This is a genomic window from Rhizobium acaciae (genome assembly GCF_025941625.1).
Lineage (GTDB): Bacteria > Pseudomonadota > Alphaproteobacteria > Rhizobiales > Rhizobiaceae > Rhizobium > Rhizobium acaciae.
The window spans coordinates 25,632-50,933 of the sequence record NZ_JAPCZO010000037.1 but is presented as its reverse complement, the minus strand read 5'-3'; the positions used below and the strand labels follow the sequence as shown (position 1 = coordinate 50,933).

The window sequence follows — 25,302 nt, the reverse complement described above, 5'->3', positions numbered from 1 at the left end:
TCCAGGCAACAGCGAACCCAATCCAAAAGTTGGTTCACGACGGTCTGGCAGTTGCTAAGGTTCGTCGACAGGATCGCCGTTTGGGTTGGGCACCGGTGCCTCCCTTATATCTCGAGCCGGTTGTTTATGCTCGCCATCCGGATGCAGGCGAACCAGCGCCAGGAGATGCCGTCAGTCCCCGAGGCGGCACCCGGCGGCTTACCGCAGACACGCTGTGGAACCGGCTCTCTCTTCAGGTGTTCCTGTCGATCAGCAGGGAGCTTTCAAATGACCTACGTCGCATCGCCAAGCTACGACCGTAACGACGCCAGCCGCGCTTCAAACCTCCGTCAGTGTCTCGAGACCGCCAGACGCCGCCTCGATGAGACTTCGCACAACTCGGAAACCGAGAAAATCGAAACGCTCGTGGCTTCCGCCGTCGAGGCGGGCTGGGAAGAGGAGGAAGTGCGCGAGGCACTGAGCGCGGGCGGCGAGCAAGGAAACAAGGTGCCGGAGCACGAACCACCCGTCCCAACGATCGGCGTGGTCCCTTCGTCATCTTTCTGACAAGTGGCGGACGCTAGCGCAGTCCGGGCAAGCGGCGAGATTTCCATGTATCTCGCCGTTTAATCACCTGTGCGGGTAGTGTTGGCCAACGACACCACTCGGGGGCCGCGTAGTGTTCCGTCGGACATACTCAAGAAGCAAGAAGACCCGTCCAACCCTCCGGCGTGATCCTCTTTCCAGCAAACCATCTGACTGTGGCCTGACAATCGGCGGCACCGACCTAGTTAGTCACCGACGGTCGGGGATGGCGGCCGTCGGGCTTTGAAAACTCGAAATCAACGACAAGAGGATAAGTTGATGAAAAGGACGTTTCTATATTGTTGCGCTTTGCTATCTGCGCTGTCGGCGGTGACAATTTCCATTGCCGGCGCACCCGCTCTCGCCGAAGAGTTTGTTGCTTCGCAGAGCAAGACGGTGGTCGAAACCAAGAAGGGCAGTCTCGTCGGCGCACTCGACGATGGCATCTACAGCTATCTTGGCGTCCCCTATGCTCATGCCGCCCGCTTCATGCCGGCGGAAGAGGTCGCGCCCTGGAAAGGCATCCGTCCCGCAGTCACCTATGGCGAGAACTGCTTCATCCCCCGCATGAAGGAAGTGGCCGGCGACGAACTCTTCAATCCGCACCGCTATCTGCCGATGAGCGAAGCGTGCCAGTTCCTGAACATCTGGACGCCGGCGATCAAGGACGGAAAGAAACGGCCGGTCATGGTCTGGATCCATGGGGGCGGCTTCACCAATGGCTCCGGCATCGAGCTGACCTCCTATGACGGCCGCAATCTGAGCAAGGACGGCGATGTCGTCGTCGTCACCCTCAACCACCGGCTCAACGTGCTCGGCTTCCTCGATCTTTCCGCCTACGGAGAGAAATACAAACGGTCGGGCAATGCCAGCGTCACGGATCTCGTCGCTGCGCTGAAATGGGTCCACGACAATGCCGAGGCCTTTGGCGGCGATCCCGGCAACGTGACGATTTTCGGCCAGTCCGGCGGTGGCTACAAGGTGCGCGCCCTGATGGGGACGCCGTCAGCGAAGGACCTCTTCCAGAAGGCCATCGTCCAGAGCGGCTCCCGGACCGATTCCGTCATCGATCAGGCGTCCTCGCGGAAGGTGGCCGAACTGACGCTCGCCAATCTCGGTCTCAAGGCCGGCGAAATCGACAAGCTTGCCGACGCGGACTATTACGATCTCCTTGCCGCAGCCGACAAGGCCATCAAGGACGCGACCGCTCAAGGCGCGAAGGACGCCCGCTTCGCGCCCGTTCAGGACGGCGACTATATTCCGGCGAACCCGGTCGGGACAGAGTGGGTCGACCAGGCCAAGGACATTCCGCTGATGGTCGGAAACACCCTCAATGAGTTCGAGACGGTGATCAGCCACAAGGCGGGCGAGCTTCTTGCCGACAACAAGAACAACTGGGACGAAGACAAGTCCGAGGCCAAGCTGAAGGAGCGCTTCGCCGACAAGGCCGACGCGGTCGGCAAGGCATTCAGGGCGGCCTACCCTGAGAAGAAGATCGCCGACGCCTATTTCCTCGACCTGCGCTTCCGGCCGGGAGCCATCCGTGATCTCGACCTGAAGGCAAAGCAGAAAGGGGCTCCGGTCTACTCCTACATGTTCGCCTACGAATCACCGGTCCTGGATGGCATTGCCATGGCCTGGCATTGCTCGGAACTGCCCTACGTGTTTGCGAACGCCGCCCTGGTCAAGACGTCGACTGGCGGTGGCAGCGACGCGCTCGCGCTTTCCAGGAAGGTAAGCCAGGCCTGGGTCAACTTCGCGCGCAACGGCAAGCCGAGCGCCGAGGGCCTGCCCGACTGGCCGGCCTACACAGCCGACAAACCAGCGACCATGGTCCTCGACAAGCAGTCCCGCGTGGCAGTCGATCTCGATCGCAAGCTGCTGCAGACAGCAGGCGCTCTCTAGCGCGATTTGCAAGGATTGGACATGCGGCGCCGGCTGGCATCGACCGGCCGGCGCCGCCTGCCACGCGACAAATGCGCCTAATCTTTGCCAATATCATCCTCCTTCAGCCCCCAATCCGCGGCCTGATCCAACGCAGGACCGGCCGCGGATCTCCTCCAGGCACTCGTCGATCCGGTCGAAAGATAAAGTTAGGATGCGAGCAGCCTGCCCCCGGCGGCGGTGAGATGGACGCTGCGATGCCGGCGCTCAAAAAGGGCTCACCGAGTAGCTTCCAGCTCCCGCAGACGCCATCCCTTTCGGTTCTAAAAAATTTTCAGATGCCGCGCTGGCAGACGCTTGCTGCGACACAAGCGTCCGTTGTGCCTTCGAGCATGCCATGAGATGCTCCAGCGCGATGCATATCCCTGGGACAAAAGCATGCGAGACTATCTGAAAAGTAGAGATTTTCACCGACATATGCGCTTGCTGCTGGCTTGGAGATTTCGGGAGCTCGGGTGGGAATCCCAGAACGCGGGCAAGTGCAGCTTTACCCGGGACGGAAGGGCTTGTTGGCTACAAGTTTCCCAATATTCGAACAGCATTATCGGTGCCAAATTTACGATCAACATGACAGGGGGCTCCGGCCCCGCCGGAGACACAAGAATACTTCGTCGCCTCAATGAGGCGGATCGAAGCATTGGCAAAGCTCTGGAAGAAAGCATCATTGCGCGCCTTCCCAGACCCGATCCAGACCCGGAGATCGAAGTCCTCGGAGACGGCGGCCAAACTATATTGGTCAAGCTCGGCGATCTGGCTCGAGCAAATCCACGACAATGGGAGGCTCCCTCCGACGTCTGGCTGCCTTATTTCAGCAAAAGCGATCTTGACGATTGGGCTACGTTTCTCTTGCCTCGTCTTGAGCGACTGACTGCACCTTCCTCATCGGAAAAGATCGATCCGCAATTGTGGGCTCAGCGGTTTCGCCGTCTCACGCGTCTGTTTCGCTCGAAGTGAGAGGCACTTGGCGGCCGATCGAGCCGCTCCGATCACGTCTCTGTCGATAGGGTTTCTAACCGCCCACCGGTTCCAGATCGATCAGCGCCTTGATCGGCAGGTGGTCGGAGGCGATACGTGCGAGCGGCGTATCATGTGCTTCCACCTCCGAGATGATCCCCTTGCGGTTGGCGATGATCCGGTCGAGCGCCAGAAGCGGCAAGCCGGCGGGGAAACTCGGGACGGCGGGCGGCAGCGGTCCGAAGGCGGATTGGAAGGTGTTGAGCGAAGACCGGTCGCCGAGCCGCCATTCGTTGAGGTCGCCGAGCAGGATGGTCGGCATCTCGTGCCTGTCGTTGATCAGTTCGACCAACATGCGGGCCTGCTGGGCTCTGCTATGGCGTAGCAGCCCGAAATGCGCGGCGATGATGCGCAGCACCCCGCCCTTCTCGAGTTCGATCTCGGCAACGAGCGCGCCGCGCGGCTCCAGCCCCGGCAGCTTGACCTGATGCACGTCATGCACCAGCCCCTTCTTGAAGAGCACGACATTGCCGTGCCAGCCATGCGCCTTCGCCATGCCGGCAACCGGCACTGCGATCAGTCCCGTCTCCCGCTCCAGCCGCCCGAGATCGAGAATGCCGGTGCGCTCGCCGAAGCGCGTGTCGGCCTCCTGCAGCGCGATCACGTCGGCGCCGATTTCATGGATCACCCGGCTGGTGCGCTCCGGATCGAAGCGGCGGTCGGTGCCGATGCACTTGTGCACGTTGTAGGAGGCAATCAGCGTTCCGGCACTGCGCGGCCTTGCCTCCGTATAGGCTGCGTCGAGCCGCTTTTTCCTGCTCCTGATCGAGGCGAGAATGCTGGCGGGAAGGCTGTCTTTTCTGGCGTGCATCGGCAGGCGCACTTGTTCCGTTGATCGAAAAGGCTTGTCTCAGCAGTATAGGCAGGCAAGCCGGACTTGCCACGTCCGATCACAAAAAATCCTTCAGAGATAGGGCGACCCCAGCCATAGCACCTTCTCGAGCAGCCGCACCGCGAAGGGTCGCGCCTGCAGCCCTTCAAGCGTCACAGGGGTTGCCGTTTTCAGAGTTTCCTCGATATGCTCGTCGATCTCGGCGGCGAAACCCTCGTTCAGCACTTCGAGATCGACCTCGAAATTCAGCCGCAGCGAGCGCGGGTCGAGGTTGGAAGAGCCGACATAGGCCCAGGTGCCGTCGATCGTCAGCAGCTTCGAATGGCTGAAGCTGCCGGTGGAGCGCCAGATGCGGCAGTAGTTCTTGAGGATCTGATCGAATTGTGCCGTCATCGCCCGGTCGACCAGCACGAGGTTGTTGACAGCGGGCACGACGATATCGACCTCGACGCCGCGCCGCGCCGCCGTCACCAGGGCGCTGATGAGTTCACGGTCCGGCAGGAAATAGGGCGACATGATGCGGATCGATTGGCGCGCCACGGAAAAGGCGCCCATCAGCATTTTGTGGTTGGTCTCGACGCTGCGGTCCGGGCCGGAGGCGACGACACGCATCAGGATGGGATCGCCGGGGCTGCGCTGCGGCGGTTCGATGCGCCAGGGCTCGTCGTTCAACAACTCCTGCGTCGAGAAGCGCCAGTCTTCGGCGGCGAGGTCGAAAAGATCGGCCACGACAGGACCGGTGACGCTGAAATGCGTGTCGTGGGCAAAGCTCTCGCCCGTCGCCTCCTCGCTGAAGCCCGCCCTGATGTTCATTCCGCCCGTCAGCGCAATTTTCCCATCGACGATCAGGATCTTGCGGTGGGTGCGCAGATTGGCATAGGGCAGCCGCAAGCCCATGATGACATTGCCGTTGAAGACGGCGACGGTGACGCCGCCTTCCCTCAGATGGCCAAGAATGCTCGGCACCGAATAACGCGCGCCGACCGCGTCGATCAGCACCCGGACCTCCACACCACGCCTGACCGCCGCAATCAGTGCATCGGCGATGCGAAGGCCGACAGCGTCGCGGTCGAAGATATAGGTTTCGAGCAGGATGCTGCGCGTCGCCTCGTCGATGCTCGTCTTCATCGCCGCATAGGCCTCGTCGCCGGTTTCCAGCACATCGATCGTATTGCCTGAGGTCAGCGGATTGCGCGTCACCCGGTCACCCAGCGTCTGCAGCGCCGCAAAGCGGCGGCCGAACTGACTGATCACCGTCTCTGCCTCGGCGTCGAAGGTCTCCAGCTCGTCGAATTCGGCCGCAAGCAGCAGCGCGTCGCGGCGGACACTCAACGATTTGCGGCGGATGCGGTTGATGCCGGCAATCGCATAGAGCACCGCGCCGATGATCGGAGACAGGATGATGACGCCGACCCAGCCGATCGCGGCACGCACTTCCTCCTTGGTCATGGCGGCATGGATCGCCGCCGCGGCCCCCATGGCGATCGAGACGACAAAGAGGATATGCGGCCAGTAGGTCGACAAGAGATAGAACATTGCTGGCGAATATAGCCGCGAAACGGCTGCGTTCAATCGCGCCTTCGCTCTCCCATGACGCGAATTTTCTCGCCGTGATCATTTTGCCGGCCCGGAACGGCCGTTTCGGCAGGGAACAATCCCTGCACGGATCGATTGATCCCGAGGAGACTGAGGATGGCATCATGAACATCGCCGCAAACGTCGGTCCGGCTCTGGCGCTCGAAGTCGCGGATGCCGACACCATTGCCGAACTCCGGCATCAGGCCGATGGCTGTACCCGTTGTGATCTCTACAGGAATGCCACGCAAGTCGTCTTCGGCGAAGGCCCTGTGAAAGCCGAGATCGTTCTTGTCGGCGAGCAACCGGGCGACCAGGAGGATCTGACCGGCAGGCCCTTTGTCGGTCCCGCCGGCCGCCTGCTCGATCGTTGCCTCGAAGAGGCCGGTCTCGACCGCCAGCGCTGCTATGTCACCAATGCCGTCAAGCACTTCAAGTTCACGCCGCGCGGCAAACGGCGGCTACATGCAAAACCGAATGCCGGCGAGATCAGGCGTTGTGCCTGGTGGCTCGGCGCCGAGCTCAACATCCTGCGGCCGAAGCTCGTCGTGACGCTCGGCGCAAGTGCACTTTACGCGCTGCTCGGGCCGAAGGCGAAGCTGACGCCGGAGCGCGGCCATATCCTCCATCCGGCAAACCGTCCGCCTGTCCTGGTCACCATCCACCCCTCCTATCTCTTGCGCATCCGCGACGAGGCGGAGCGGCGCCGCCAACACCGGGATTTCGTCTCAGATCTGCACAAGGCGGCGGCGTTTCGGCCCGCATGAGTGCCGATTTTCAACCCTAATATGCTGCGATGCGAAATATTTCCGGTTGCGGCGCGATTTCGCTTGAAAGAGCTCCCCTCCTCTGGAACCATCCAAGCAGTATCGCGTTCGAACGACGGCATCATGTGACTGGAGATCAGCGATGGCAGAAACTCGGGAAGAGTGGATCAAGAAACGTGCATACACCCTCTGGGAAGAAGAGGGTTATCCGACAGGGCGAGAGTCCATCCATTGGGAACAGGCACGATACGAGCGCGAAGCGCTCGAGGGCTCGGCTGCGTCTTCCAAGGGCAAAGAGCTCAAGCCCAAGGCGAAGCGCACTGCGACCGGTGCCAAGACGAATGGCGTGGTCACGCCGGCGCCAAAGCGCACCGCGAGCCGCAAAACCGCGTCCTGAACGCTAAAATAGTGAGTATCTCGATTAAAAAGGGCGTCGTCTCGACGCCCTTGATTCCTTTTTTGTCATATGCCTGAATTGGTTGTGCGATATTGAATTGCAGGGGTGGGCTTCCATGCGGGGGTGAACAGAGGCCGGATGACGCTGCAAGCTTTGAGGCTTCCAAAAAAAGTTGAGGCCTGCCCGGATAACCAGGAACAAGAGCATCCCCTGGCTGTTTATGGCGAAACCGGGGAAGTTGCCATGAACGACGGCCATATCGAAATACTTTCCATCCTGCTCTTCGCGGCCAGCGGCCGCGTTTCGACCGCGATCGTGTGAGGGATGGAGATGTCGCTCCTCGTCATCGCCGCACTGCTCTACCTCGGTCTCGCGCTCGGGTTCATCCTTGTCGTCGACAATCTGGTCGGACTGGTTTTTCGCGATCCGCGCGCACCGGTGCAGTTGGTCTCCGTCTATATCGGCCGCGCATTTGCCGCATCGCAAAAACTCTACCGAAAATAACAGCCCGCAGGCGCCGTCCGCAGACTGCTAAAAGTGTTGAACACCCAGCAGTTAAGGATATTTTGACCGCGCCCTTTCCCTCCCATCGGAAGCCTCTATGTTGACGGTTTGGAAGGGCTGAACCCCGAGGTGGCCGATCACCCCGGCGCGGCTGACGAGAAGAAAGCGATTTGAATGGGAAGCGTCGGGAACGGCTGGCCGAGAGGCGGCGGCGAAATCGGCGAATTGTTACGGCATCCGGCTTTCCACGCCGTCGGTCTCGGTTCGGTCGAAAGCTGGCCTGCGTCCCTCAAGCATATCGCCGAAATGGTGTTGAATTCGCGCCAGCCCAAATTCGTTGCCTGGGGTCCGGATCTCGCTTTTCTCTACAATGACGCCTATGTGCCTGTTTTCCCGGAGCGGCATCCCGATGCACTCGGACGACCCTTCCGTGAGGTCTGGGCCGATATCTGGGAACAGTTCTCGCCGATCGTCGCCAGCACGCTGGAAGGCAGTTCGCAGCTTTTCAAAGAGTTGCTCATCCCGATGCGCCGCGACGGCCGTACCGAGGACACCTGGTTCACCTTCTCCTACACCCCGCTGCGCGACGATGACGGCAGGGTCGCCGGCATCCTCTGCGCGGCCCTCGATGTCACCGACCAGGTGTCGGCCAAGCGCGGCGAACAGATCGCGCTGGAAGAACTGCGTGCAAAATCGGAGGCGCTTGCGGTCGTCAACCGGGCGGGTGCCGCGATCACCGTCGAGCCCAGTGTCGAACGCCTCACCCAGATTGTCGTCGATGCCGGCGTGACGCTGACCGGCGCGGAATTCGGCGCCTTCTTCTACAATGTCGATGATGGCGAGGGCGGCAGCTACATGCTCTATGCGCTCTCCGGTGTCGATCGGAAGAACTTCGAGAAATTCCCGATGCCACGCAATACCAAGGTCTTCGCGCCGACCTTCAACGGCGAAGGCATCGTGCGCACCGACGACATCCTGCTCGACCCGCGCTACGGGCAGAATGCGCCGCATGCAGGCATGCCGAAGGGGCATCTTCCAGTCAGGAGCTATCTTGCCGTGCCGGTGAAATCACGCGACGGCAGCGTCATCGGCGGCTTGTTCTTCGGTCACGGCCAGCCCGGCCGTTTTTCCGAAGCGGCCGAGGCGAGCCTCGTCAGCCTCGCCGGCCAATCGGCCGTCGCGATCGACAATATCCGGCTCTTCCGTGCCGCCAAAGTTGAAATCGACCAGCGCCGCGACATGGAAGATCAACTACGGAAACTCAATGAAATGCTCGAGGTCCGCGTCGCGGCCGAGATTGCCGAACGCCAGCAGGCCGAAGCAGCCCTCCAGCAGTCGCAGAAGATGGAATCGATCGGCAAGCTCACCGGCGGCGTCGCCCATGACTTCAACAATCTGTTGCAGGTGATCTCAGGCAATCTGCAGCTTCTCGGCAAGGATGTGGCAGATAGCGGCCGGGGCAAGGAACGCATTTCCAACGCGCTTGCCGCCGTCGAACGCGGCTCGCGGCTGGCAAGCCAGTTGCTGGCCTTCGGTCGCCGCCAGCCGCTGGAACCGAAGGTCATCAACATCGGCCGCCTCGTCACCGGCATGGATGACATGCTGCGCCGCGCGCTCGGCGAGGAGATCGAAGTCGAGACCATGGTCTCTGGCGGTCTCTGGAACACCTTCGCCGATCCGATCCAGATTGAAAACGCACTGCTCAACCTTGCGATCAACGCCCGCGACGCGATGGATGGCGCCGGCAAGCTGACGATCGAGGTCGGCAACGCCTTCCTCGACGATTCCTACAGCCGTATCCATCCTGAAGTCACCGCCGGCCAATATGTCGTGCTCGCCGTGACCGATACCGGCGCCGGCATGACGCAGGAGGTGATGGAGCAGGCCTTCGAGCCCTTCTTCTCGACGAAACCGGAAGGCAAGGGCACCGGTCTCGGCCTGTCGATGGTCTATGGCTTCGTCAAGCAATCCGGCGGCCATGTGAAGATCTACAGCGAGATCGGCGAAGGCACGACCGTCAAGCTCTACCTGACCCGCTCGTTCCGAAGCGAGGATCGGGTCACGGCCGCCGACAGCGTACCGGCCGCCGGGGGCACGGAAACCATCCTTGTCGCCGAGGACGACGAGGGCGTGCGCGCCACCGTCGTCGAGATGCTGTCAGATCTCGGCTACTACGTGTTGAAAGCCAAGGATGCGCAAAGCGCGCTCACCGTGATCGAAAGCGGCGCCCATATCGACCTGCTCTTTACCGATGTCGTCATGCCCGGGCCGTTGCGGAGTCCGGAGCTTGCCCGCATGGCGCGCGAGCGTCTGCCTGATATCGCCGTGCTCTACACGTCGGGCTATACCGAAAATTCGATCGTCCATGGCGGCCGGCTCGATCCCGGTCTCGAGCTGCTCTCCAAGCCCTATACGCGCGAGGAACTCGCCCGCAAGATCCGCCACGTGCTTACTCTCAGGACGCAACGCCGCCAAGGGGCGAGCGATGCCGTAGTGGCCCCTGCCAAACACCCCGAGATCACCCGCGAAAAGCTGAAGCTGCTGCTTGTGGAAGACGACGCCTTCATCCGCCTGGATACCGCCGAGATCCTGCAGGATCTCGGCTATGACGTCATCGAGGCTGATAGCGGCGAAAGGGGCGTGGAAATCATCGGACACACCACCATCGATATCATCGTCACCGATGTCGGCCTGCCCGGCATGTCGGGTCCGGCCTTTGCCGCCAAGGCGCGCGAGGCCTTTCCGTCGGTCGGCCTGGTCTTTGCCACCGGCAACAGCGGCCTGCCGGATGCAAACCGTCTCCCCGGCTCGGTGCTGCTGTCGAAACCTTTCAGCAGCGCGGCGCTCGACCAGGCGGTCAGAAGCGCCGTCCAGCAGCGGCCTGGCGCCTAGAGTATCTCTGTGCCGTCACGGAATGCTGCAGCTTCTGCTTTATGCGTCGGCGCCGTCGAACTCGGGATATTTGCGCATCAGATCCACCTCGCTGGTGCAGCTGTCGTCGCGCGCCGTCAGTTCGATCGAGATCGTGTCGGCAGGAGCGAGACGGCCATCATTGCTACCATCGTGATGGCTGCCGCCATCGTGATAGACGGGAATGCGCGCTCCGCTCTGAGTGACCAGCACGGCATCCCGCTCGAAGCCCCTCTGCAGCAGCCAGTCACGCGGCGCCATCAGGCGGATGTCGACCTCGTAGGAACGTCCCTTTCCTTGCTTGAGGCCGACGGTATAGGTGACCGGCGATACCTGGCCGTTCACGTCGATCGCGCCGTTTCCATCGGCTTTGACGATGTGTTTTTCCATGTTCTCGGCTCCTTCTTCTGTGCAGGGCTTTGCCATCGGAAACCTGATAAAATCGGCTTTTGTTCCGAATCCGGGCCTTGCGGGCCACGATCGCGGCCGGAACTTTTGGGCTGTTGACCGGTTCAGTCCCTTTGCAAACCAGAGGAGGCCAAGATGCCGAGAGGTGACAAATCCGACTATACCGACAAGCAGAAGCGCAAGGCCGAGCACATCGAGGAGGGCTACGAGGATCGTGGCGTTTCCGAGAAGGAAGCCGAACGGCGTGCCTGGGCGACCGTCAACAAGGAAAGCGGCGGCGGCAACAAATCCGGTTCCGGCCGCGGCAAGAAGGATACGCATGAATCCTCCGAAAAGGGCGGCCGCATCGGCGGCGCGGCATCCGCCGCACGCTCGAAGGAGGACCGGTCCGCTTCGGCAAAGAAGGCCGCTGCGACGCGCAAGCGCAACGAACACCACAGCCACCATTAACAACTGATGCGGCAAGCGGGGGCTTTCCGCCAGCCGTATAGGGAGTTTGACCCATGGCCAAATCGAAGAAGAAATGGTCGCAGGACGTCACCGAACACAGCGATGCGATGGACCTGAAGGAAGGCGTGTTCAAATCGGACGATCCGAAGAAGATTGCCCGCTCCGTCAAGCACTCCGCCGAGGAGAGCGATCGCCGCAAGTCGAGCCCTTATCGCGCCGCCATGTCGATGCTGACCTTCTACATCAACCGCGCCGGCGATCAACTGACGAAAAAGCGGCGTGGAACCCTTGAAAAGGCCAAGGACGAACTGCGAAAAGACTTCGCTCGTCAACCGAAGGATTGAGCAGCCATGGCATACGAGCTTTATTATTGGGACGGCATCCAAGGCCGCGGCGAATTCGTGCGGTTGGCGCTGGAAGAAGCCGGCGCCGACTATATCAACATCACCCGCCAGTCGGAGCGCGGGACCGGTGCCATGATCGACATCATGGAGAGCGAAAGCGAAGCGCACATACCCTTCGCGCCGCCCTTCCTGAAGGACGGCGACCTCGTTATCCCGCATGTCGCCAACATATTATTTTATCTCGGTCCGAAGCTCGGCCTAGCGCCCAAGGATGAAGGCCTTCGCCACGTCGTCAATGGCCTGCAGCTGACCGTCACCGATTTCGTCGCCGAAGCGCACGATACGCATCACCCGATCGACATGTCGCTCTATTACGAGGACCAGAAGCCAGAGGCAAAAGCCCGCTCGGCCGCTTTCATCCGCGACCGCATTCCAAAATTCCTCGGTTATTTCGAGCGGGTGCTGCGGCAGAACCCGAAAGGCGCCAACCATATGGTCGGTGATGCCCTCACCTATGTCGACCTCTCGCTCTTCCAGGTGATCGAGGGCCTGAATTACGCCTTTCCGAAAGCCATGACGAAGCGCAAGGCGGAATATCCCGGCCTCTTGGCTCTGCATGATGCGGTGGCGAAGCGACCGAAGATCGCCCGCTATCTCGCCTCCCCCCGCCGCCTCGCCTTCAACGAGGAAGGGATTTTCAGGCATTATCCTGAGCTCGACGGTGTGGGCTGAGTTAAGAGCAATTCCCGGCAAAGCGCGAAGCGGTTTTGCCGGGAATTGCGTAAAAGCAAAGGGATAGAGCCGTTCATTCGAGCGGCACCGCCGCATCGAAGAAATTTCCCCACGGGTCTTTCGGCTGGGTCTCCAATCGCCGCGGCATGTTTCCGAGCGTGAAAGCGGCGGGGCCACTCACAGCGCTCAATTCCGGCCAATCCAGCGGCATCGAAACCGGCGCGCCCGATCGTGCCCGCGTCGAATAGGCCGCGACCGCCGTATTGCCGCGGCCGTTGCGCAGATAATCGATGTAGATATGTCCACTGCGCTTTGCCTTCGTCGCCGTTGCCAGATATTTCTCCGGCGCGTCGGCCGACATGCTTTCGGCCAGCGAATGGGCGAAATCCTTCACCTCCGCCCAGCCGGCCTTCGGCGCGAGCGGCGTGACCACATGCAGCCCCTTGCCGCCCGACGTCTTGACGAAGGCGGCCAGCCCACGTGCCTCCAGCCGCGCCTTCAACTCAAGCGCTGCTGAAATCACAGCGCTCCAGGCCACGTCCTCGCCGGGATCGAGGTCCATGGTGATCATGTCCGGTTTTTCCCAATCGTCGGTCGTAACGCCCCAGGGATGAATTTCGAGCACGGCTGACTGCACCAGCGCCACGAGACCATTGAAATCGGCGATGCGCAGCAGCTTTTCGCCGTCCGCATCCTGCGGGTCGGCGATCTCCTCGATATGTGGGTTCATGCCCTTCCAGGCATGTTTCTGGAAAAACCGCTGGTGGCTTTTGATCCCGTCCGGCAGGCGCAGCAATGCTAAGGGCCGATTGACGACATAAGGCGCCATGAACGGCCAGACCGCGGCGTAGTAATCCGCCAGCGCCTGTTTGGTCACGCCCTCGTCCGGCCAGTAGAGCCGGTCGGGATGGGTCAGCGATACATCAGATGCCGGCGGATGTCTGGGGCTCATTCTTCGATCTCGCTTGTGAGGAAATCAAGTAGCCTGTTTTCCTCGGCCCGCAAGCCCCGTAGCGGCTCGTTACCAGTCTCGACCAGCGGATGATCGTTGCCGGAGAGCGCGATGATCGCGGGATGAATATAGCTCGAGCGCGAGATCGCCGGTGTGTTGTGCAGCGCCTCGGCCGCGGCCTCCGCCATCTGCTTCACCGTCGGCCGGCCGCCGCTGAGGATCATCTCGCGCGCCACACCGAAGGCCGACAGCGATCCGGCCCAGGTGCGGAAGGTCTTCGCCGAAATCGGAATCCCCGATATCTCGGCCAGATAGGCGTTCAACCGGCCGGAATCGATTGGTTTCAGTGCCCCGCTTTCATCCTTCCAAACGAAGAGTTGGCGGCCGGGCAGGTCGGCTATCTCCTCCAGGATCTTCTGCAGCCTGGGGTGCTTGAGGCTGCGCTGGACACGCTTGCCGCCCTTGGCGCGGAATTTCAGCTCGATCTGCCCGTCGACGATCTTCAGGTGGCGCTTCAGCAGCGTCGTCGCGCCATAGGTGCCGTTCTCCCTGACATAGGCCTGGTTGCCGACGCGTAGGTGCGCCTCGTCGAGCAGCGTCGTCAGGGCCGCGAGCACGCCGTTCACATCCTCCGCGCCGGTGTCGAGGTGGCGCAGCACGGTGCGGCGTATCTTGGGCAGCGCCTGGCCGAACTCGATCAGCTGATGGAATTTCCCCGCGCTTCGGAAGGATTGCCAATCCTTGTGGTAACGGTATTGCTTGCGCCCGCGCGCGTCGAAGCCTGTCGCCTGCAGATGGCCGTTGTCGTAGAGGCAGATCCAGACATTCTCATAGGCCGGCGGCAAACCGAGCGCGCCGATGCGCGCTCGCTGCAATTCGTCGGCAAGGGTCGTGCCATCGGGCATGACATAGCTGAAACCCTTGCCCTTCCTTCTTCTGCGGATGCCTGGTTCGGTATCGCTGACATAGACGAGACCAAGGTCGGTGATGGCTTCGGCATTCATGTTCTCTGCGACCCGCTACTTGCTCCTGCGGCCGAACTGGAACCAGCGGCGACGCTCGGCTTTTGTCGCGCCTTTCGGCGGCTCGGTTTGTCCCTTCGGCGCGAAGACCGCCACGCTCTGGGCATAGACGATGACCGGATTCTCCGGCTCGCGCACCTCGAAGGAATCCGTCTCCGAGCCCGTGTCGACAACCCTCGACCACTGTTTCAGCCCATTCACCACGGGCAGATGAACCTCGCAATCGCCACCGGCGTTGAAGACAAGGAAGAGGTCGTCCATCTCCTCGGTCTCCGGTGCATGCACGCTCCTCGAGACGTAGACGCCGAGTACCTGCAAACCGTCGTCGTTCCAGGCCCCATCGTCCATGAAACCGCCGTCCGGTTTGTACCAGGCGATCTCGATGCGCCCGTCCTCGGCTGTCTCTCCGGTCAGGAACCGCTCCTGCCGCAAGACCGGATGGGCCTTTCGGAAGGCGACGGCCTGCCGGCAGAAATCGAGAAAGGGGTCGTCGAGCCCCGACCAATCCGTCCAGCCGATCTCGTTGTCCTGGCAATAAGCGTTGTTGTTGCCGCCCTGGCTGTTGCCCACCTCATCGCCTGCAAGGATCATCGGAACGCCCTGGGAGAGCATCAGCGTCGCCATCATGTTGCGGCGCCGCCGCGCCCGAAGGCTGTTGATGTCCTCGTTATCCGTCACGCCTTCGGCACCCATGTTGTCCGAATGGTTGTCCGAATGTCCGTCCCGGTTATCCTCGCCGTTCGCGTCATTGTGCTTGTCGTCGAAGGAAACCGTGTCCATCAGCGTGAAGCCGTCATGGGCCGACAGCAGATTGATCGATGAGGTCGCGCCGCGATCCGAGTGGTTGAACTGTACCGCCGAGCCGGTGATGCGTTGCGAGATCTCCGAGACCATGCCGCCATCGCCCTTCCAAAAGCGACGCACGTCGTCACGAAACTTGTCGTTCCACTCACGGAAGGGATGCGGAAAGCCGCCAACCTGATAGCCGCCATCGCCCACGTCCCAGGGCTCGGCGATCAGCTTGACACCGGCAAGGATCGGATCCTGGCGGATGGCGCCGAAGAACAGGCCCTGCCGGTCGAATTCCATATCCTGGCGGCCGAGCGTGCTGGCAAGGTCGAAACGAAAGCCGTCGATATGCATGACGCCGACCCAATAGCGCAGGCTGTCGAGCACCATGCGCATCACCATGGGATTGGCGGCATTCAGCGTATTGCCGGTGCCCGTCGTATCGTAGGTGTGGCGCGGATCGTCGGGGGAGAGAATGTAATAGCTGGCATTGTCGAGCCCGCGGAAGGACAGCGTCGGTCCTTTCTCGCTGCCCTCGGCTGTATGATTGTAGACCACATCCATGATGACTTCGATGCCGGCGGCATGGAACTTCTTCACCATGGTCTTGATTTCGGTGATCTTGTCGCCGGACATGTAACGAGATTGCGGCGCGAAGAAGCCGAGTGTCTGATAGCCCCAATAATTGCGTAGGTTGTTTTCCAGGAGATAACGATCGTCGAGAAAATACTGGATCGGCAGCAGCTCGATCGCCGAGATGCCGAGCTTGACGAGATGGTCGATGATCGGATCGCTGCACATGCCAAGAAATGTACCGCGCAGCCGGTCGGGCACTTTCGGATGCGTCATCGTCAGTCCGCGCACATGCGCCTCATAGATGATGGTGTCGGGCCAGGGACGGCGGATCGCCTCTTCACCCGCCCAATCGAAGTCCGGATCCTGCACCACGCCCTTGACCGTGAAGGGCGCGCTGTCACGTTCGTCGAAGGAAAGGTCGTCCTCACCGATCTGGTAGCCGAACAGCGCGTCGTCCCATTTAAGCTCGCCCGTCACCTGTTTGGCATAGGGGTCGAGCAGGAGCTTGTTCGGATTGAAGCGATGGCCGGCTTGCGGGTCATAGGGGCCGTGGGCGCGATAACCGTAGACGGTGCCCGGCCCGACGCCGGCAATATAGCCCGACCAGATGTCGCCTTCGCGCTTCGGCAACGGCAGCCGGGCGATCTCGTTCTTTCCGTCCGGCGAGAAGAGGCAGAGCTCCATCTGTTCCGCATGGGCGGAGAATACCGCAAAATGGGTGCCGGAACCCGTATACTCCGCTCCCAGCTCCGGCTTGAGGAAGTCGAGTTCCGAAAATGAAAAGCTCATGGTGCCCCGCTTGCTGAAAAGACCAAGCGGGAAACGTCACGGCGGTTCGAAAGTTCCCTTTTTAAACGGGAAGCGAGGGATCTTGCTCGCCGATCGAAGCGTTCACGGCATCAGCTGGCCGCCATTGACCTCGATGATCTGGCCGGTGATGTAACCCGACAACGTCGGCGAGGCGAGGAAGAGATAGGCGCCGACGCAATCTTCCGACGTGCCGACAAAACCCATCGGGATCGACTTGCGCTGAAGCTCCATCTGCTCGTCATTGGTATAACGCTCATGGAAAGGTGTCGCGATAACACCCGGCGCCACCGCGTTGACGCGGATCCGGTCGGCGACGAATTCCTTGGCGTGACCACGCGTGATCGTCGAGACGAAGCCCTTGGACGCCGCATACAGGATCGCACCATTGCCGCCGCCGTTGCGCGCGGCGATCGAGGTGGTGTTGATGATGAAGCCACCCTGCTTCTTCAACCAGGGATGCGCCGCACGCGTTGCCGCCAGCACCGAGCGGGCGTTGAGGTCCATGACCGCGGCGTAATGCGCGTCGGTATAGTCCGAGGTCGGCTTGCGCCCCAGCATGCCGCCGGCATTGTTGATGAGCCCGTCGAGATGACCGAAGGTCTTCGCCGTCTCCTCGACGACACGCTCGGTCTCGCCTTCCCTCGACACGTCGCCCTGGATCAGATGCACGGTGCCGCCGGCAGCCCGGATCTCTTCTGCAAGCTTCTCCGCCGGTTCACGGCTGGCATTGTAATGCACTCCGACCTTGGCCCCCTGCGCGGCAAAGGCGCGGGCAAGCGCCGCGCCGATCCCGGTCGAGGCGCCGGTGATCAGCACGGCCTTGCCGGACAGGTCCGGCAGCTTGATGGATGCGAGCGATTGCGCGAGTTCGACCATGGCGACGATTGCCTCCCGAAAAACCAAGGACATAGGTGATGAAACGAATAGGAGAAGTCTTATCAGGGGAAATAGACGAAGGGCAATGCACGAAAGCGGGAGACTGGCATGGTGCCTAGTCCCGACCAGCAGGATTGAGTTCCCGAGAGAGATCGACAAGTGTCGCGCCCCGGCCTGGCAATGTTTCCTTGCTGCTTTCGATATATGGGCCGTAAGCATCAAGGAAAGACTGCACGGTATCATTGAAGAAGACTGCAGTTGTTTCCTTGGAGCAGAGCGACGCGCTCACGCAGAGACCAAGCCGGTTGAAGAAATAGACGACCTCCCTGACCTGCTCCTGGCGCGCAGGCTCCTGCGCAATCCGACGGTTGAAGGACTGCAGCAGGTTGTCCCTGGCGTGTCCGCTCGTCTCAGCCGTCCTCCTGTCGGCGGGCGGGACCGTCTCGATAAACGCCGTGTAGAACTTACGAAGTTCACCATAGGCTTGCCGATAGCCCTGCGTTTCCCAGGTCTCAATGAGAGTGAGCGTATATTTCGTGCGTTCGGTCTCCTGGCTCTCGCGGTACTCGAAGACTGCCCAAAAAATACCCCCCACCGCGCCGACGAAGGTGACAACGGTGACAATGCTGCTCAAAAGCGACCAGCCGTTATCCGAAACGTAGAAGAAAGAAAGCCCGACCCGCCGCTTGGATGATGGCTGGCTCATGGCTTGCAATTCTCGACCAGATCGAACCGCACCGACGGATCGATCGTGCCTTCGTGCCCATCCAGCAACCGCTTCAGGCAAACAAGGCTTGCCTCGTCGAAGATGTAGACCGAGCGTAGCTCGCGCTGGTTCCGTGCGGTGGATTCACTGCCGGGCGGTAATAGCCCGGGCATCCGATCAAGACCGCGGCGTTCGCGTCCGTCGTCCCCGGCGCAGGCGGAGAGGTCGACCTCCGCATTGCTCGTTTCCGCGCTCCGGGCGGTTGAAAGAAACTTTTCATAGTCCTGACGGAAGCATTTTGCCCTTACTCCATCCAGCTCGACGACCTCGTCGCAGATGAGGCACGCGGCACCGGCGGCGGCAGGTGCGAGAAGCAGCATGGCAACGGTTAGGGCCGCAACCGCTTTATACGCGTCGCGAAATCTAAAAGAGGGCATAGTCTCCCACCAGTCGGCTGTTGATGATCCAGGGTGTCTGCTTGCCGTCGCTCGCCGCGAAAACCAGCGTCTTGACGCCTCGATACAGTTCGGAGGCCTCTATGCGACCATTGTGATTGTGGTCATAACGATCGCGTTCCTTTCCAAGGACGGTAACGATCGCGTTGGTGAACAGGCCCCCGACCTCGCGCCGCCCGAGCGACTCCTGTCGCCCCTTCGCGGCGGCGAGAACGGTGAGATTGGATCTAAGGGCGGCGAGGCTGTTGGCGAGATCGTCGTTGGTGGTGAAAGCCCCGGTCCCTGCCGCGCCAGAATGGCAGGCGTCAAGAAGAATGGTGATGCGCGCCTCGGTTCTTTCGAACAGCGCGGCCAGCCGGTCGAAAGGCAAGGCTGTGTTTTCGAGATCCGTTGGATCGGTGGCCGACGTCGCGAAATAGAAACGTCCAATTCGATCCTGCATGCCATGGCCGGCCAGGAACAGGACCGCGTGGTCCCCGCGCGCCAGCCCGTCCAGCAGTCGCGCCGTCGCCTCCAGTATGGCCTCGGGTGTGGCACGCCTGTCCTTCGGCCCTGCCTCGCCGCGGAACGGTGGCTCCTTGCCAAGCGGCTCGGTCAGCGTTTCGAGCACCGTGCCTGCATCGCGCAGAGGGTAATTGAGCGAACGGAGGCGCTCATCCTCGTAAGTGTTCACGCCGATGACGAGCGCGCGGGTGACCGCACGGCGCGCAAGAGGCTCGCCGAGATCAGCCGATACCGGGAGGCTCGCCAGGCCCGCAGAATTGAATCCGATGACCGACACCCAACGCGCGTCCTTGAGCCTCTCGATCGACACTGCATTTCCGATGGTGGCAGCATCAACCGTTCCGGTCAGCACACCGTCCTGAAAAACGGACATATGCACCGTCTCGGCCGGGTCGAAGCGCAATATGGCTCGTACACGACTGCCGTTTTCCTCGAGCGCGATCTCGCCTGTCAACGACGGCGGTACGCCCACCTCGGCGACGGCCTGCGGCGTCTGCCCTCGATCAAGAACGGCGCGCGCCAGATCTGGGACCAGGCGCGCTGTGCCAAACCGGTCGAGACTATACTGTCCAACCCTACCGGGAAACTTCAGATCGATGAGGGCGGCGGCCTCGGCTGTCGCGTCGTAAAAGTAGTCCTTGGTCCAGACCGCGATCTCGTCGTCGGCAATGCGCCCGGACAGGAGCGACTGCCTATCGTCCAGAATGGCGTGAATGTAGAAGTTGCCGTCAGAATTAAGTTGCACCGCATGGCGACGGTCTTTCGTCAACCAGGCGTTGACGAGGAGGTCGCCATTCGGAAGATTCTCGCCGATCCAGAGGAACTTCTGTGTTGCGCGGTCACGCACGGTAATGACGCCGTTGCCGGGCGCATAGGTCAGCAGCAGATCGTCATTGGCTTTGATACGAAAAGCGTGTTGGTACCACAGACGATGGGCATTGTTTTCGAAGAAAAATGCGCCTTCCGCCTGAAGTGCCGCACTCGCCGCCGGCGCGGGGCGCGCGATATCCATGACGTAAAGGGCAGCATAGGGCCTGAGGCTTCCGAACGTCGCGCCCGCGACACACTCCGCACGCGCCACCCATACCGCGCCGCGAGACGTGCGGACCGTCGAGACCTCGACAACATCGCGAGGCGCGGACAGCGAGCCCGTGCCCCCCGAGCTTGAGGATTCTCCGAGCAGAAGATGTTCACAGTCGGAGATGGGACCCTCCTCCCCGACGGGCAGAGCCCAGTCGAATCGCCAGCCCGCACGCTCCGCCTCGCGGCGGAAGCGCCCCATCGCCTCTGCGGATCGTTTCAGCCGCTGATCACGATCAAGCGCGTGGAGGGCGTTTTTCTCACCCGCGGCGTAGGACGCGACGAGGCGTTCACCGTCGACCATTGGATCGAGCGCGACGCCGAGGCGCAAGAGTTGTTCGGGCAAGGCGGCGGCGAGAGGCGTTTCGTTGCCGGCTCTGGTGGAGCCTTGGTCGCTCGATGCCACGGCCGTATCGATCATGACTGCCTGAAGCTCGATTTTGCCCAGTGTGCGCGACAGGCTCTCCGAAAAATCGCGGGGGCGGCGGCTGTCGGCGTCCGCGACCTCCCAGTCTTCCCAGGTACTGGTCGTCCTGAAGCCGCCGGCAACATCGAATTCGCGAGCGACGCTGACGGGCGACACCATGCCAAGCGACCAGAACATGTGAAGATGAAGGGGAATCGTCTCGCCCCCTGCGAACTGTAAGCGCCGGAAGAATTCGCGATCGAGGCGTAATCCGGGTTCTGGAGCGCACCAATGCGGTAGCCGGCGCCACCCCAGATGGCGTAGGCGGCATTCTCCAGATCGATCGCCACGCGCGTTTGACCGCGTTCCGCGGTGCAGCAAGACGGCCCGGTAATCTGTTCCCGTATGCGCAAATGATCGCCGAAGGTGGAGGCAAAATTCACCTCCGCCCAAGGCGCGAGTGTGGTGAAGACGACACTGTCGCCGAGCGCCCAGCGAAGGTCGCCGGCATCCGCCGTCGCGGCCGTATGCCCATCGACCATGTCGACGATGTCGAGCCGGCCATTATGCTCGACGCCGATGAAGCGGTGGGTTGGCGAGATCTGCAGGTGTGTGCCTGCCCGCTCGACGATTTCCGTCCCGCTTGCCGCATCCAGCAGAAGAAAGCGGGTATCGTTGAGGAGGATGCGGCGGGAGAATTTAGGGATATCGATGCTATGTGTGAACGCCGCGCGGCCCTCGGCGGTGTTGAGGACGATCTCGGCGGGCGCCGGTGCGATGTCGAGCCGCTCTGACTCTTCCTTCAGAACGATCTCCTCCTCGCAGGCGCGCAGATAGCCCACCAATGAGACGGATAGGTTCAAAGGCCCGGCTTGCAGCGGAATGGTTGAAACTGAACCACTCGCTGCGGCGCCACGCGTCGCCAGGGCGACCATGGCGCGTGTCTTGCCCAGACCGGTTTTTATCGCGAACGGATTGGGCGCGGCAGGACCCAACGCCACATGCCCCTTGCCTTTAAAACGGACGGGCTGTTCTGCTTTGACCATGAACCAAACCGGTATGCGATCTTCGAGCGTGTTGCCCGACCACTCGATCGCAAAGCTGTTTCCGGCGCGGAGCGGTCCCTCATGCGGCAGTGTCCATTGGAATTTTTCGGCCAGGCGCCGGAGCGTCTCCTTCTCCTCGTCGCATGACCCGCCGAGCCTGCGAGCAGCTTGTTTCACGCGGGCCTGAAAGCCTTCCAGCGGCTCGCCCTCGTGCCACCCCACCGCTCCATCCACGATCGGTCCCGCACCGCGGGTGGGTGGAGGTGCTAAACCCGCTTTCCGGCCATCGAAAACGCCGCTCCTTGCGGCTGCATAGGGTTTGGGCGAGCCCTTTGCGGACTTCAGGAAACATGCCCCGCCGCTCGGGTTGAACGTATAGGCCCGGCACATGTCGGTTTCCGAGCAGATCGCGATACATTCGCCTTCCGTCAGGCCACGCAGAAGCGGATCGGCCAGCCCATGTCGAATATCATTGCCGGCAAGATCCGTATTCGGCTGCGAGCTCCAGGTTCCTTCGGACACCGTGGCCTCGGCCAGTTCGTCGGCGAGACGGGAGAACTGGCCAGGGAAGGGATCCTCGCCGCTACGGAGCCTGGCGAGGAGGGTAGCACATGCCTTTCCAACCCGGTCGTACTCGGGGCCGAATTGCGCGAGACCGAAGGACATTGACCATGTCCCCAACTTGAGGTTCAGCGACCGCCCGGAGGAAAGGCGGGCGATGAGCGCTGCATCGCGACCGGCATCGAGGACCGGTCTCTTGCGGATGCCATCGAGAGGAAGCATTGCCTCAGGGCCCCGATCCACCGTCAGTCCTGCGCTCGAGACCGACGGCGTCGCGTAGCCTGCCACCTCTTCGAAATCAAGGACCACACCGGCTTCGGCATCGCAGGCAAGACGAAGGCAGACTTTGCTGTAGCCGGTGGAGGCGCAGACTTTGCTGCCGATCCCCGTGTCGTCCGGCTGCCACGGTGGTAAGGCCGCATCGCCGACAACCGGACCTGTCCTATGGGAAAGCTCCTCCTCCATGTTGACGGCATGTGCCTCCCGGATCGATGCCGGCGCCTCCCAGCTCCGATCCGACGCCCAGGCCGCCATCGCGGCCATGGTCGCTTGGTCTGCCTGCCCATTCACCGGCCCCGAATAGTAGCCGAGCCGTGAGAGGGCCGTTTGAACGCGACGAACAGTCCCATCTTCTGGACCAGAGCTTGGACGATCCTGTTCCGCAACCTGTCCCTGCACGCGTTCAGCTTCCAGGGAATTGAGATGCGCGACACGGAGGGTTGTTGGAGCCTCCCATCCCCGGTCGCGTGCCCACGCTACCACCGAACTCCACGTCTCGGCCCCGGCATCTCCGTCGATCGGACCATGATAGTAACCGAGTGCTTCCAGGGCACGCTGCAGGCGTTGCACTTGCGATCTTGTCAGCTGTGACCGGAGAGTCGGTATCGGTTTAGACGGTCGGCTGCCAGCATCTGGCGGCGCGGAATCACGCGTGACGCCGTCGGTCAAGCTCCTGATGATGTCGAGTGGAGACTGCGCCAGAGCCGGCTGCGACAGCAACATGATACATGCCAGAGCAATCCCTATTACCCTCATTGCTGCAGCATGGCCCCCAGCCAAAAGTTAATAAAGAGTATACTGCCGAAGAACTGAGGGTTCCTCAAGTGAATATTTAAGGACTGGTGCGTCTTACCCGTTACCACCCTAGCAGAGCGCGTCGCCGCAGCGTCCACTACTACACCAATACGAGATCGGTTTTCGCCGGCATCAAGTTATTCCTTGCCTTGCAACGCTTTGTTCTTTCAACATCCAGAATGGCACACAAACCAGCGGATGCGAATGATTGCGGTTCGGCTGGTCCTCGTCCATTTGTTACGGCGGAGGCAAACGTGCCGCCTGCGGCGTTCGCGATTTTGCGGCAAATGCGACGATGCGAAACCTTTGAGTGGGCGTCGTCACCAACGTCCACTCTCGATACCGCCCGCAAGGATTGGTATGGCGCCTGTTACGGCGCCATACCAAAGGCCGGCTGCGGCTTTTGGCGGGCGAGAGGCGGGAATGCCAGCGCTATCGCCGCGGCCGCCAGCCCGACCATTGCCGAGCCGATGAACAGCCAGGAATAGTTGGCGAAGGTGTCGAATATCCAGCCGCCAATCAGAGGGCCGAACGCCATGCCGAGGCTGGAGAGCATCGTTGCCGCCCCGAAGACGGTGCCGATGATGCGCGGCCCGAAATATTCCCGCGCCAGCACGGCATAGAGCGGCATGACACCGCCATAGGCGCTGCCGAAGACGATGGCGAGCGCGTAGAATTCGCCGAGTTGGCTGACCAAGAGATAGGTCGCCAGTGCTGCCGCCTGCACCAGCAGGCCGGCGACCAGCACCGGCTTCACCCCGATCCTGTCGGCAAGGCTGCCATAGAGCAGCCGGCCGCCCAATCCCGCCAGGCCTTCGACGCTGTAGATGCTGACGGCCGCCATCGGTGCGACGCCGCAGATCGTCGCATAGTTCACCATGTGGAAGATCGGCCCGGAATGCGCCGCACAGCAGGCGAAGAAGGTCAGGCCAAGCACGATGAATTGCGGCGATCGAAAGACTTTCGACAGCTGCGGCCGGGCGCCGTCGGCCGCGAACGTGGTTCCGGTGTCAGGGGTCTCAGCCGGCGGGCGCTTGACCAGCAGCGCGGCCGGCACCAGCAGCACCCAGGCGGCAACGCCGATGATCAGCATGGCCGGCCGCCATTCATAGGCCGAGATCAGCCAACGCGCGAAGGGTGAGATGGTCATCGGCGCGACGCCCATGCCGGCGGAGACCAGCGACACCGCAAGGCCGCGGTTTTCGTCGAACCAGGCGGTCGTCGCCGCGATCATCGGCGCGAAAAATGTGCTTGCCGCCAGCCCGACGAGGATGCCGTAGGTCAGCTGGAACTGCAGCAGGGTCTCGGCCCGGCTCGCCAGGACCAGCGCCAGGCCGAGCAGCACGGAGCCGATCATCACGACGATGCGCGGGCCGAAGCGGTCGCTTGCCGCCCCCCAGAAGAAGCCGCCGAAACCCATGACGATGAAGTTCAGCGTCATCGCGCTCGCTATGCCGACATGCGACCAGCCGGTCGCCGTTGCGATCGGCTCCTGGAAAATCGCCAGAGAGAACATCGCGCCGAGCGCAACGCATGTCATCAATGCGCCCGCAGCGACGATGACCCAACGATAGGAAACACCCATGGCTTCATAACCTCCATGCCGACAGAGTGATCGCGACGCATGCGGCAAGCCTACCGCATTTCGCGCCCGCGATCTCAAGACGTTTGGGCCGCGGCGGATTCGACAGCGCACTCACATCTTTTTTTAATGTCGAGCCGGCAATGGCACTATCGGGGCTCTGTTGATCATGCAGGGTTCGCCGCTGGTGATGGCCGCCTCCAGCGGCTTTGCGAAATTATTCGATGGGTTCGGGATCAGACCGGTGATGTTCGAGGACCACGGTCGGGTACAAGAATCGGGCGCGATCTATTTTCCGCGTGCGCTCGAGAAATCTCCGGTCCGCGATTTCCTGCGTTTGGTGCGTGGTTCGATGCCGTTGCTGGAGTTGCCTGAATTCTCGCTCACTGAAAGTGCGTGATTGTTTTCATCGGCCGTGCAGA

Annotated in this window: 24 protein-coding genes; 12 read left to right on the top strand and 12 right to left on the bottom strand. The window is 61.7% G+C overall.

Going from position 1 to position 25,302, the window contains the following annotated elements; genetic code table 11:
- Positions 1-267 precede the first annotated feature (267 nt).
- The 3 genes from OLZ32_RS36210 (at position 268) to OLZ32_RS36200 (ending at position 3,462) form a co-directional block, all read left to right on the top strand.
- Positions 268-546, top strand: a complete 279-nt coding sequence (locus OLZ32_RS36210) for a hypothetical protein (RefSeq protein WP_028741771.1) — start codon at positions 268-270, stop codon at positions 544-546.
- 297 nt (positions 547-843) lie between these two features.
- Entirely contained in the window at positions 844-2,469 is a 1,626-nt protein-coding gene (locus OLZ32_RS36205) for a carboxylesterase/lipase family protein (RefSeq protein WP_264425183.1), read from the top strand.
- Positions 2,470-2,886: 417 nt separating this feature from the next.
- A complete protein-coding gene (locus tag OLZ32_RS36200; protein WP_264425181.1) occupies positions 2,887-3,462 on the top strand; it encodes a hypothetical protein in 576 nt (191 codons plus the stop codon).
- Between the two features lie 55 nt (positions 3,463-3,517).
- On the opposite strand, the gene OLZ32_RS36195 is transcribed toward OLZ32_RS36200, so the two are convergent.
- Positions 3,518-4,333: an endonuclease/exonuclease/phosphatase family protein gene (locus OLZ32_RS36195; RefSeq protein WP_003548979.1), complete on the bottom strand. Its 816-nt coding sequence runs from the start codon at positions 4,331-4,333 to the stop codon at positions 3,518-3,520.
- Between the two features lie 93 nt (positions 4,334-4,426).
- A complete protein-coding gene (locus OLZ32_RS36190; protein WP_180195390.1) occupies positions 4,427-5,890 on the bottom strand; it encodes a phospholipase D-like domain-containing protein in 1,464 nt (487 codons plus the stop codon).
- A gap of 164 nt (positions 5,891-6,054) precedes the next feature.
- On the opposite strand from OLZ32_RS36190, the gene OLZ32_RS36185 reads away from it, so the two are divergent.
- The 5 genes from OLZ32_RS36185 (at position 6,055) to OLZ32_RS36165 (ending at position 10,489) form a co-directional block, all read left to right on the top strand.
- Positions 6,055-6,696, top strand: coding sequence for a UdgX family uracil-DNA binding protein (locus OLZ32_RS36185; RefSeq protein ID WP_026160324.1), 642 nt, complete (start codon positions 6,055-6,057; stop codon positions 6,694-6,696).
- A 142-nt stretch (positions 6,697-6,838) separates the two neighbouring features.
- The gene (locus tag OLZ32_RS36180; RefSeq protein WP_026160325.1) at positions 6,839-7,093 is read left to right on the top strand and encodes a DUF2934 domain-containing protein; all 255 of its coding nucleotides are present in this window, start codon (positions 6,839-6,841) and stop codon (positions 7,091-7,093) included.
- Between the two features lie 138 nt (positions 7,094-7,231).
- A complete protein-coding gene (locus OLZ32_RS36175) occupies positions 7,232-7,414 on the top strand; it encodes a hypothetical protein (protein ID WP_264425177.1) in 183 nt (60 codons plus the stop codon).
- Positions 7,415-7,423: 9 nt separating this feature from the next.
- Entirely contained in the window at positions 7,424-7,597 is a 174-nt protein-coding gene (locus OLZ32_RS36170; RefSeq protein ID WP_003548963.1) for a hypothetical protein, read from the top strand.
- A 174-nt stretch (positions 7,598-7,771) separates the two neighbouring features.
- Positions 7,772-10,489 (top strand): hybrid sensor histidine kinase/response regulator, encoded by a 2,718-nt coding sequence (locus tag OLZ32_RS36165; RefSeq protein WP_264425175.1) that lies wholly within the window; start codon positions 7,772-7,774, stop codon positions 10,487-10,489.
- A gap of 39 nt (positions 10,490-10,528) precedes the next feature.
- On the opposite strand, the gene OLZ32_RS36160 is transcribed toward OLZ32_RS36165, so the two are convergent.
- Positions 10,529-10,897 (bottom strand): hypothetical protein, encoded by a 369-nt coding sequence (locus OLZ32_RS36160; protein WP_017992132.1) that lies wholly within the window; start codon positions 10,895-10,897, stop codon positions 10,529-10,531.
- Between the two features lie 153 nt (positions 10,898-11,050).
- On the opposite strand from OLZ32_RS36160, the gene OLZ32_RS36155 reads away from it, so the two are divergent.
- The 3 genes from OLZ32_RS36155 to OLZ32_RS36145 are packed head-to-tail and all read left to right on the top strand — an operon-like array spanning position 11,051 to position 12,441.
- Positions 11,051-11,365 (top strand): hypothetical protein, encoded by a 315-nt coding sequence (locus tag OLZ32_RS36155; protein ID WP_017992133.1) that lies wholly within the window; start codon positions 11,051-11,053, stop codon positions 11,363-11,365.
- A 53-nt stretch (positions 11,366-11,418) separates the two neighbouring features.
- Complete coding sequence (locus OLZ32_RS36150; protein ID WP_264425171.1) at positions 11,419-11,709, top strand: DUF3175 domain-containing protein; 291 nt, start codon at positions 11,419-11,421, stop codon at positions 11,707-11,709.
- 6 nt (positions 11,710-11,715) lie between these two features.
- Entirely contained in the window at positions 11,716-12,441 is a 726-nt protein-coding gene (locus tag OLZ32_RS36145; RefSeq protein WP_264425168.1) for a glutathione S-transferase, read from the top strand.
- Positions 12,442-12,514: 73 nt separating this feature from the next.
- Here the strand turns inward: OLZ32_RS36145 and ligD are convergent, their stop codons facing one another.
- The 9 genes from ligD to OLZ32_RS36100 form a co-directional block, all read right to left on the bottom strand.
- Complete coding sequence (gene ligD, locus OLZ32_RS36140) at positions 12,515-13,393, bottom strand: non-homologous end-joining DNA ligase (protein ID WP_264425166.1); 879 nt, start codon at positions 13,391-13,393, stop codon at positions 12,515-12,517.
- Positions 13,390-14,397, bottom strand: coding sequence for a DNA topoisomerase IB (locus OLZ32_RS36135; RefSeq protein ID WP_017992137.1), 1,008 nt, complete (start codon positions 14,395-14,397; stop codon positions 13,390-13,392). Before OLZ32_RS36135 ends, ligD begins: the two co-directional genes overlap by 4 nt.
- 15 nt (positions 14,398-14,412) lie before the next feature.
- The gene (gene glgX, locus OLZ32_RS36130; protein ID WP_003548953.1) at positions 14,413-16,569 is read right to left on the bottom strand and encodes a glycogen debranching protein GlgX; all 2,157 of its coding nucleotides are present in this window, start codon (positions 16,567-16,569) and stop codon (positions 14,413-14,415) included.
- A 102-nt stretch (positions 16,570-16,671) separates the two neighbouring features.
- A complete protein-coding gene (locus tag OLZ32_RS36125; protein WP_003548952.1) occupies positions 16,672-17,466 on the bottom strand; it encodes an SDR family NAD(P)-dependent oxidoreductase in 795 nt (264 codons plus the stop codon).
- A 115-nt stretch (positions 17,467-17,581) separates the two neighbouring features.
- Entirely contained in the window at positions 17,582-18,172 is a 591-nt protein-coding gene (locus tag OLZ32_RS36120) for a DUF4760 domain-containing protein (RefSeq protein WP_017992139.1), read from the bottom strand.
- Positions 18,169-18,609, bottom strand: a complete 441-nt coding sequence (locus tag OLZ32_RS36115) for a hypothetical protein (RefSeq protein WP_026160326.1) — start codon at positions 18,607-18,609, stop codon at positions 18,169-18,171. Before OLZ32_RS36115 ends, OLZ32_RS36120 begins: the two co-directional genes overlap by 4 nt.
- Positions 18,596-20,632, bottom strand: a complete 2,037-nt coding sequence (locus OLZ32_RS36110) for a caspase family protein (protein WP_264425162.1) — start codon at positions 20,630-20,632, stop codon at positions 18,596-18,598. Before OLZ32_RS36110 ends, OLZ32_RS36115 begins: the two co-directional genes overlap by 14 nt.
- The gene (locus OLZ32_RS36105; protein ID WP_264425160.1) at positions 20,629-23,226 is read right to left on the bottom strand and encodes a peptidoglycan-binding protein; all 2,598 of its coding nucleotides are present in this window, start codon (positions 23,224-23,226) and stop codon (positions 20,629-20,631) included. The genes OLZ32_RS36110 and OLZ32_RS36105 overlap by 4 nt, the downstream gene beginning before the upstream one ends.
- A 442-nt stretch (positions 23,227-23,668) precedes the next feature.
- On the bottom strand, positions 23,669-24,883 hold the full coding sequence (locus OLZ32_RS36100) for an MFS transporter (RefSeq protein ID WP_017992142.1): 1,215 nt from the start codon (positions 24,881-24,883) through the stop codon (positions 23,669-23,671).
- Positions 24,884-25,043: 160 nt separating this feature from the next.
- Between OLZ32_RS36100 and OLZ32_RS36095 the strand changes: the two genes are divergently transcribed.
- Entirely contained in the window at positions 25,044-25,280 is a 237-nt protein-coding gene (locus OLZ32_RS36095) for a hypothetical protein (RefSeq protein ID WP_017992143.1), read from the top strand.
- Positions 25,281-25,302: the final 22 nt, after the last annotated feature.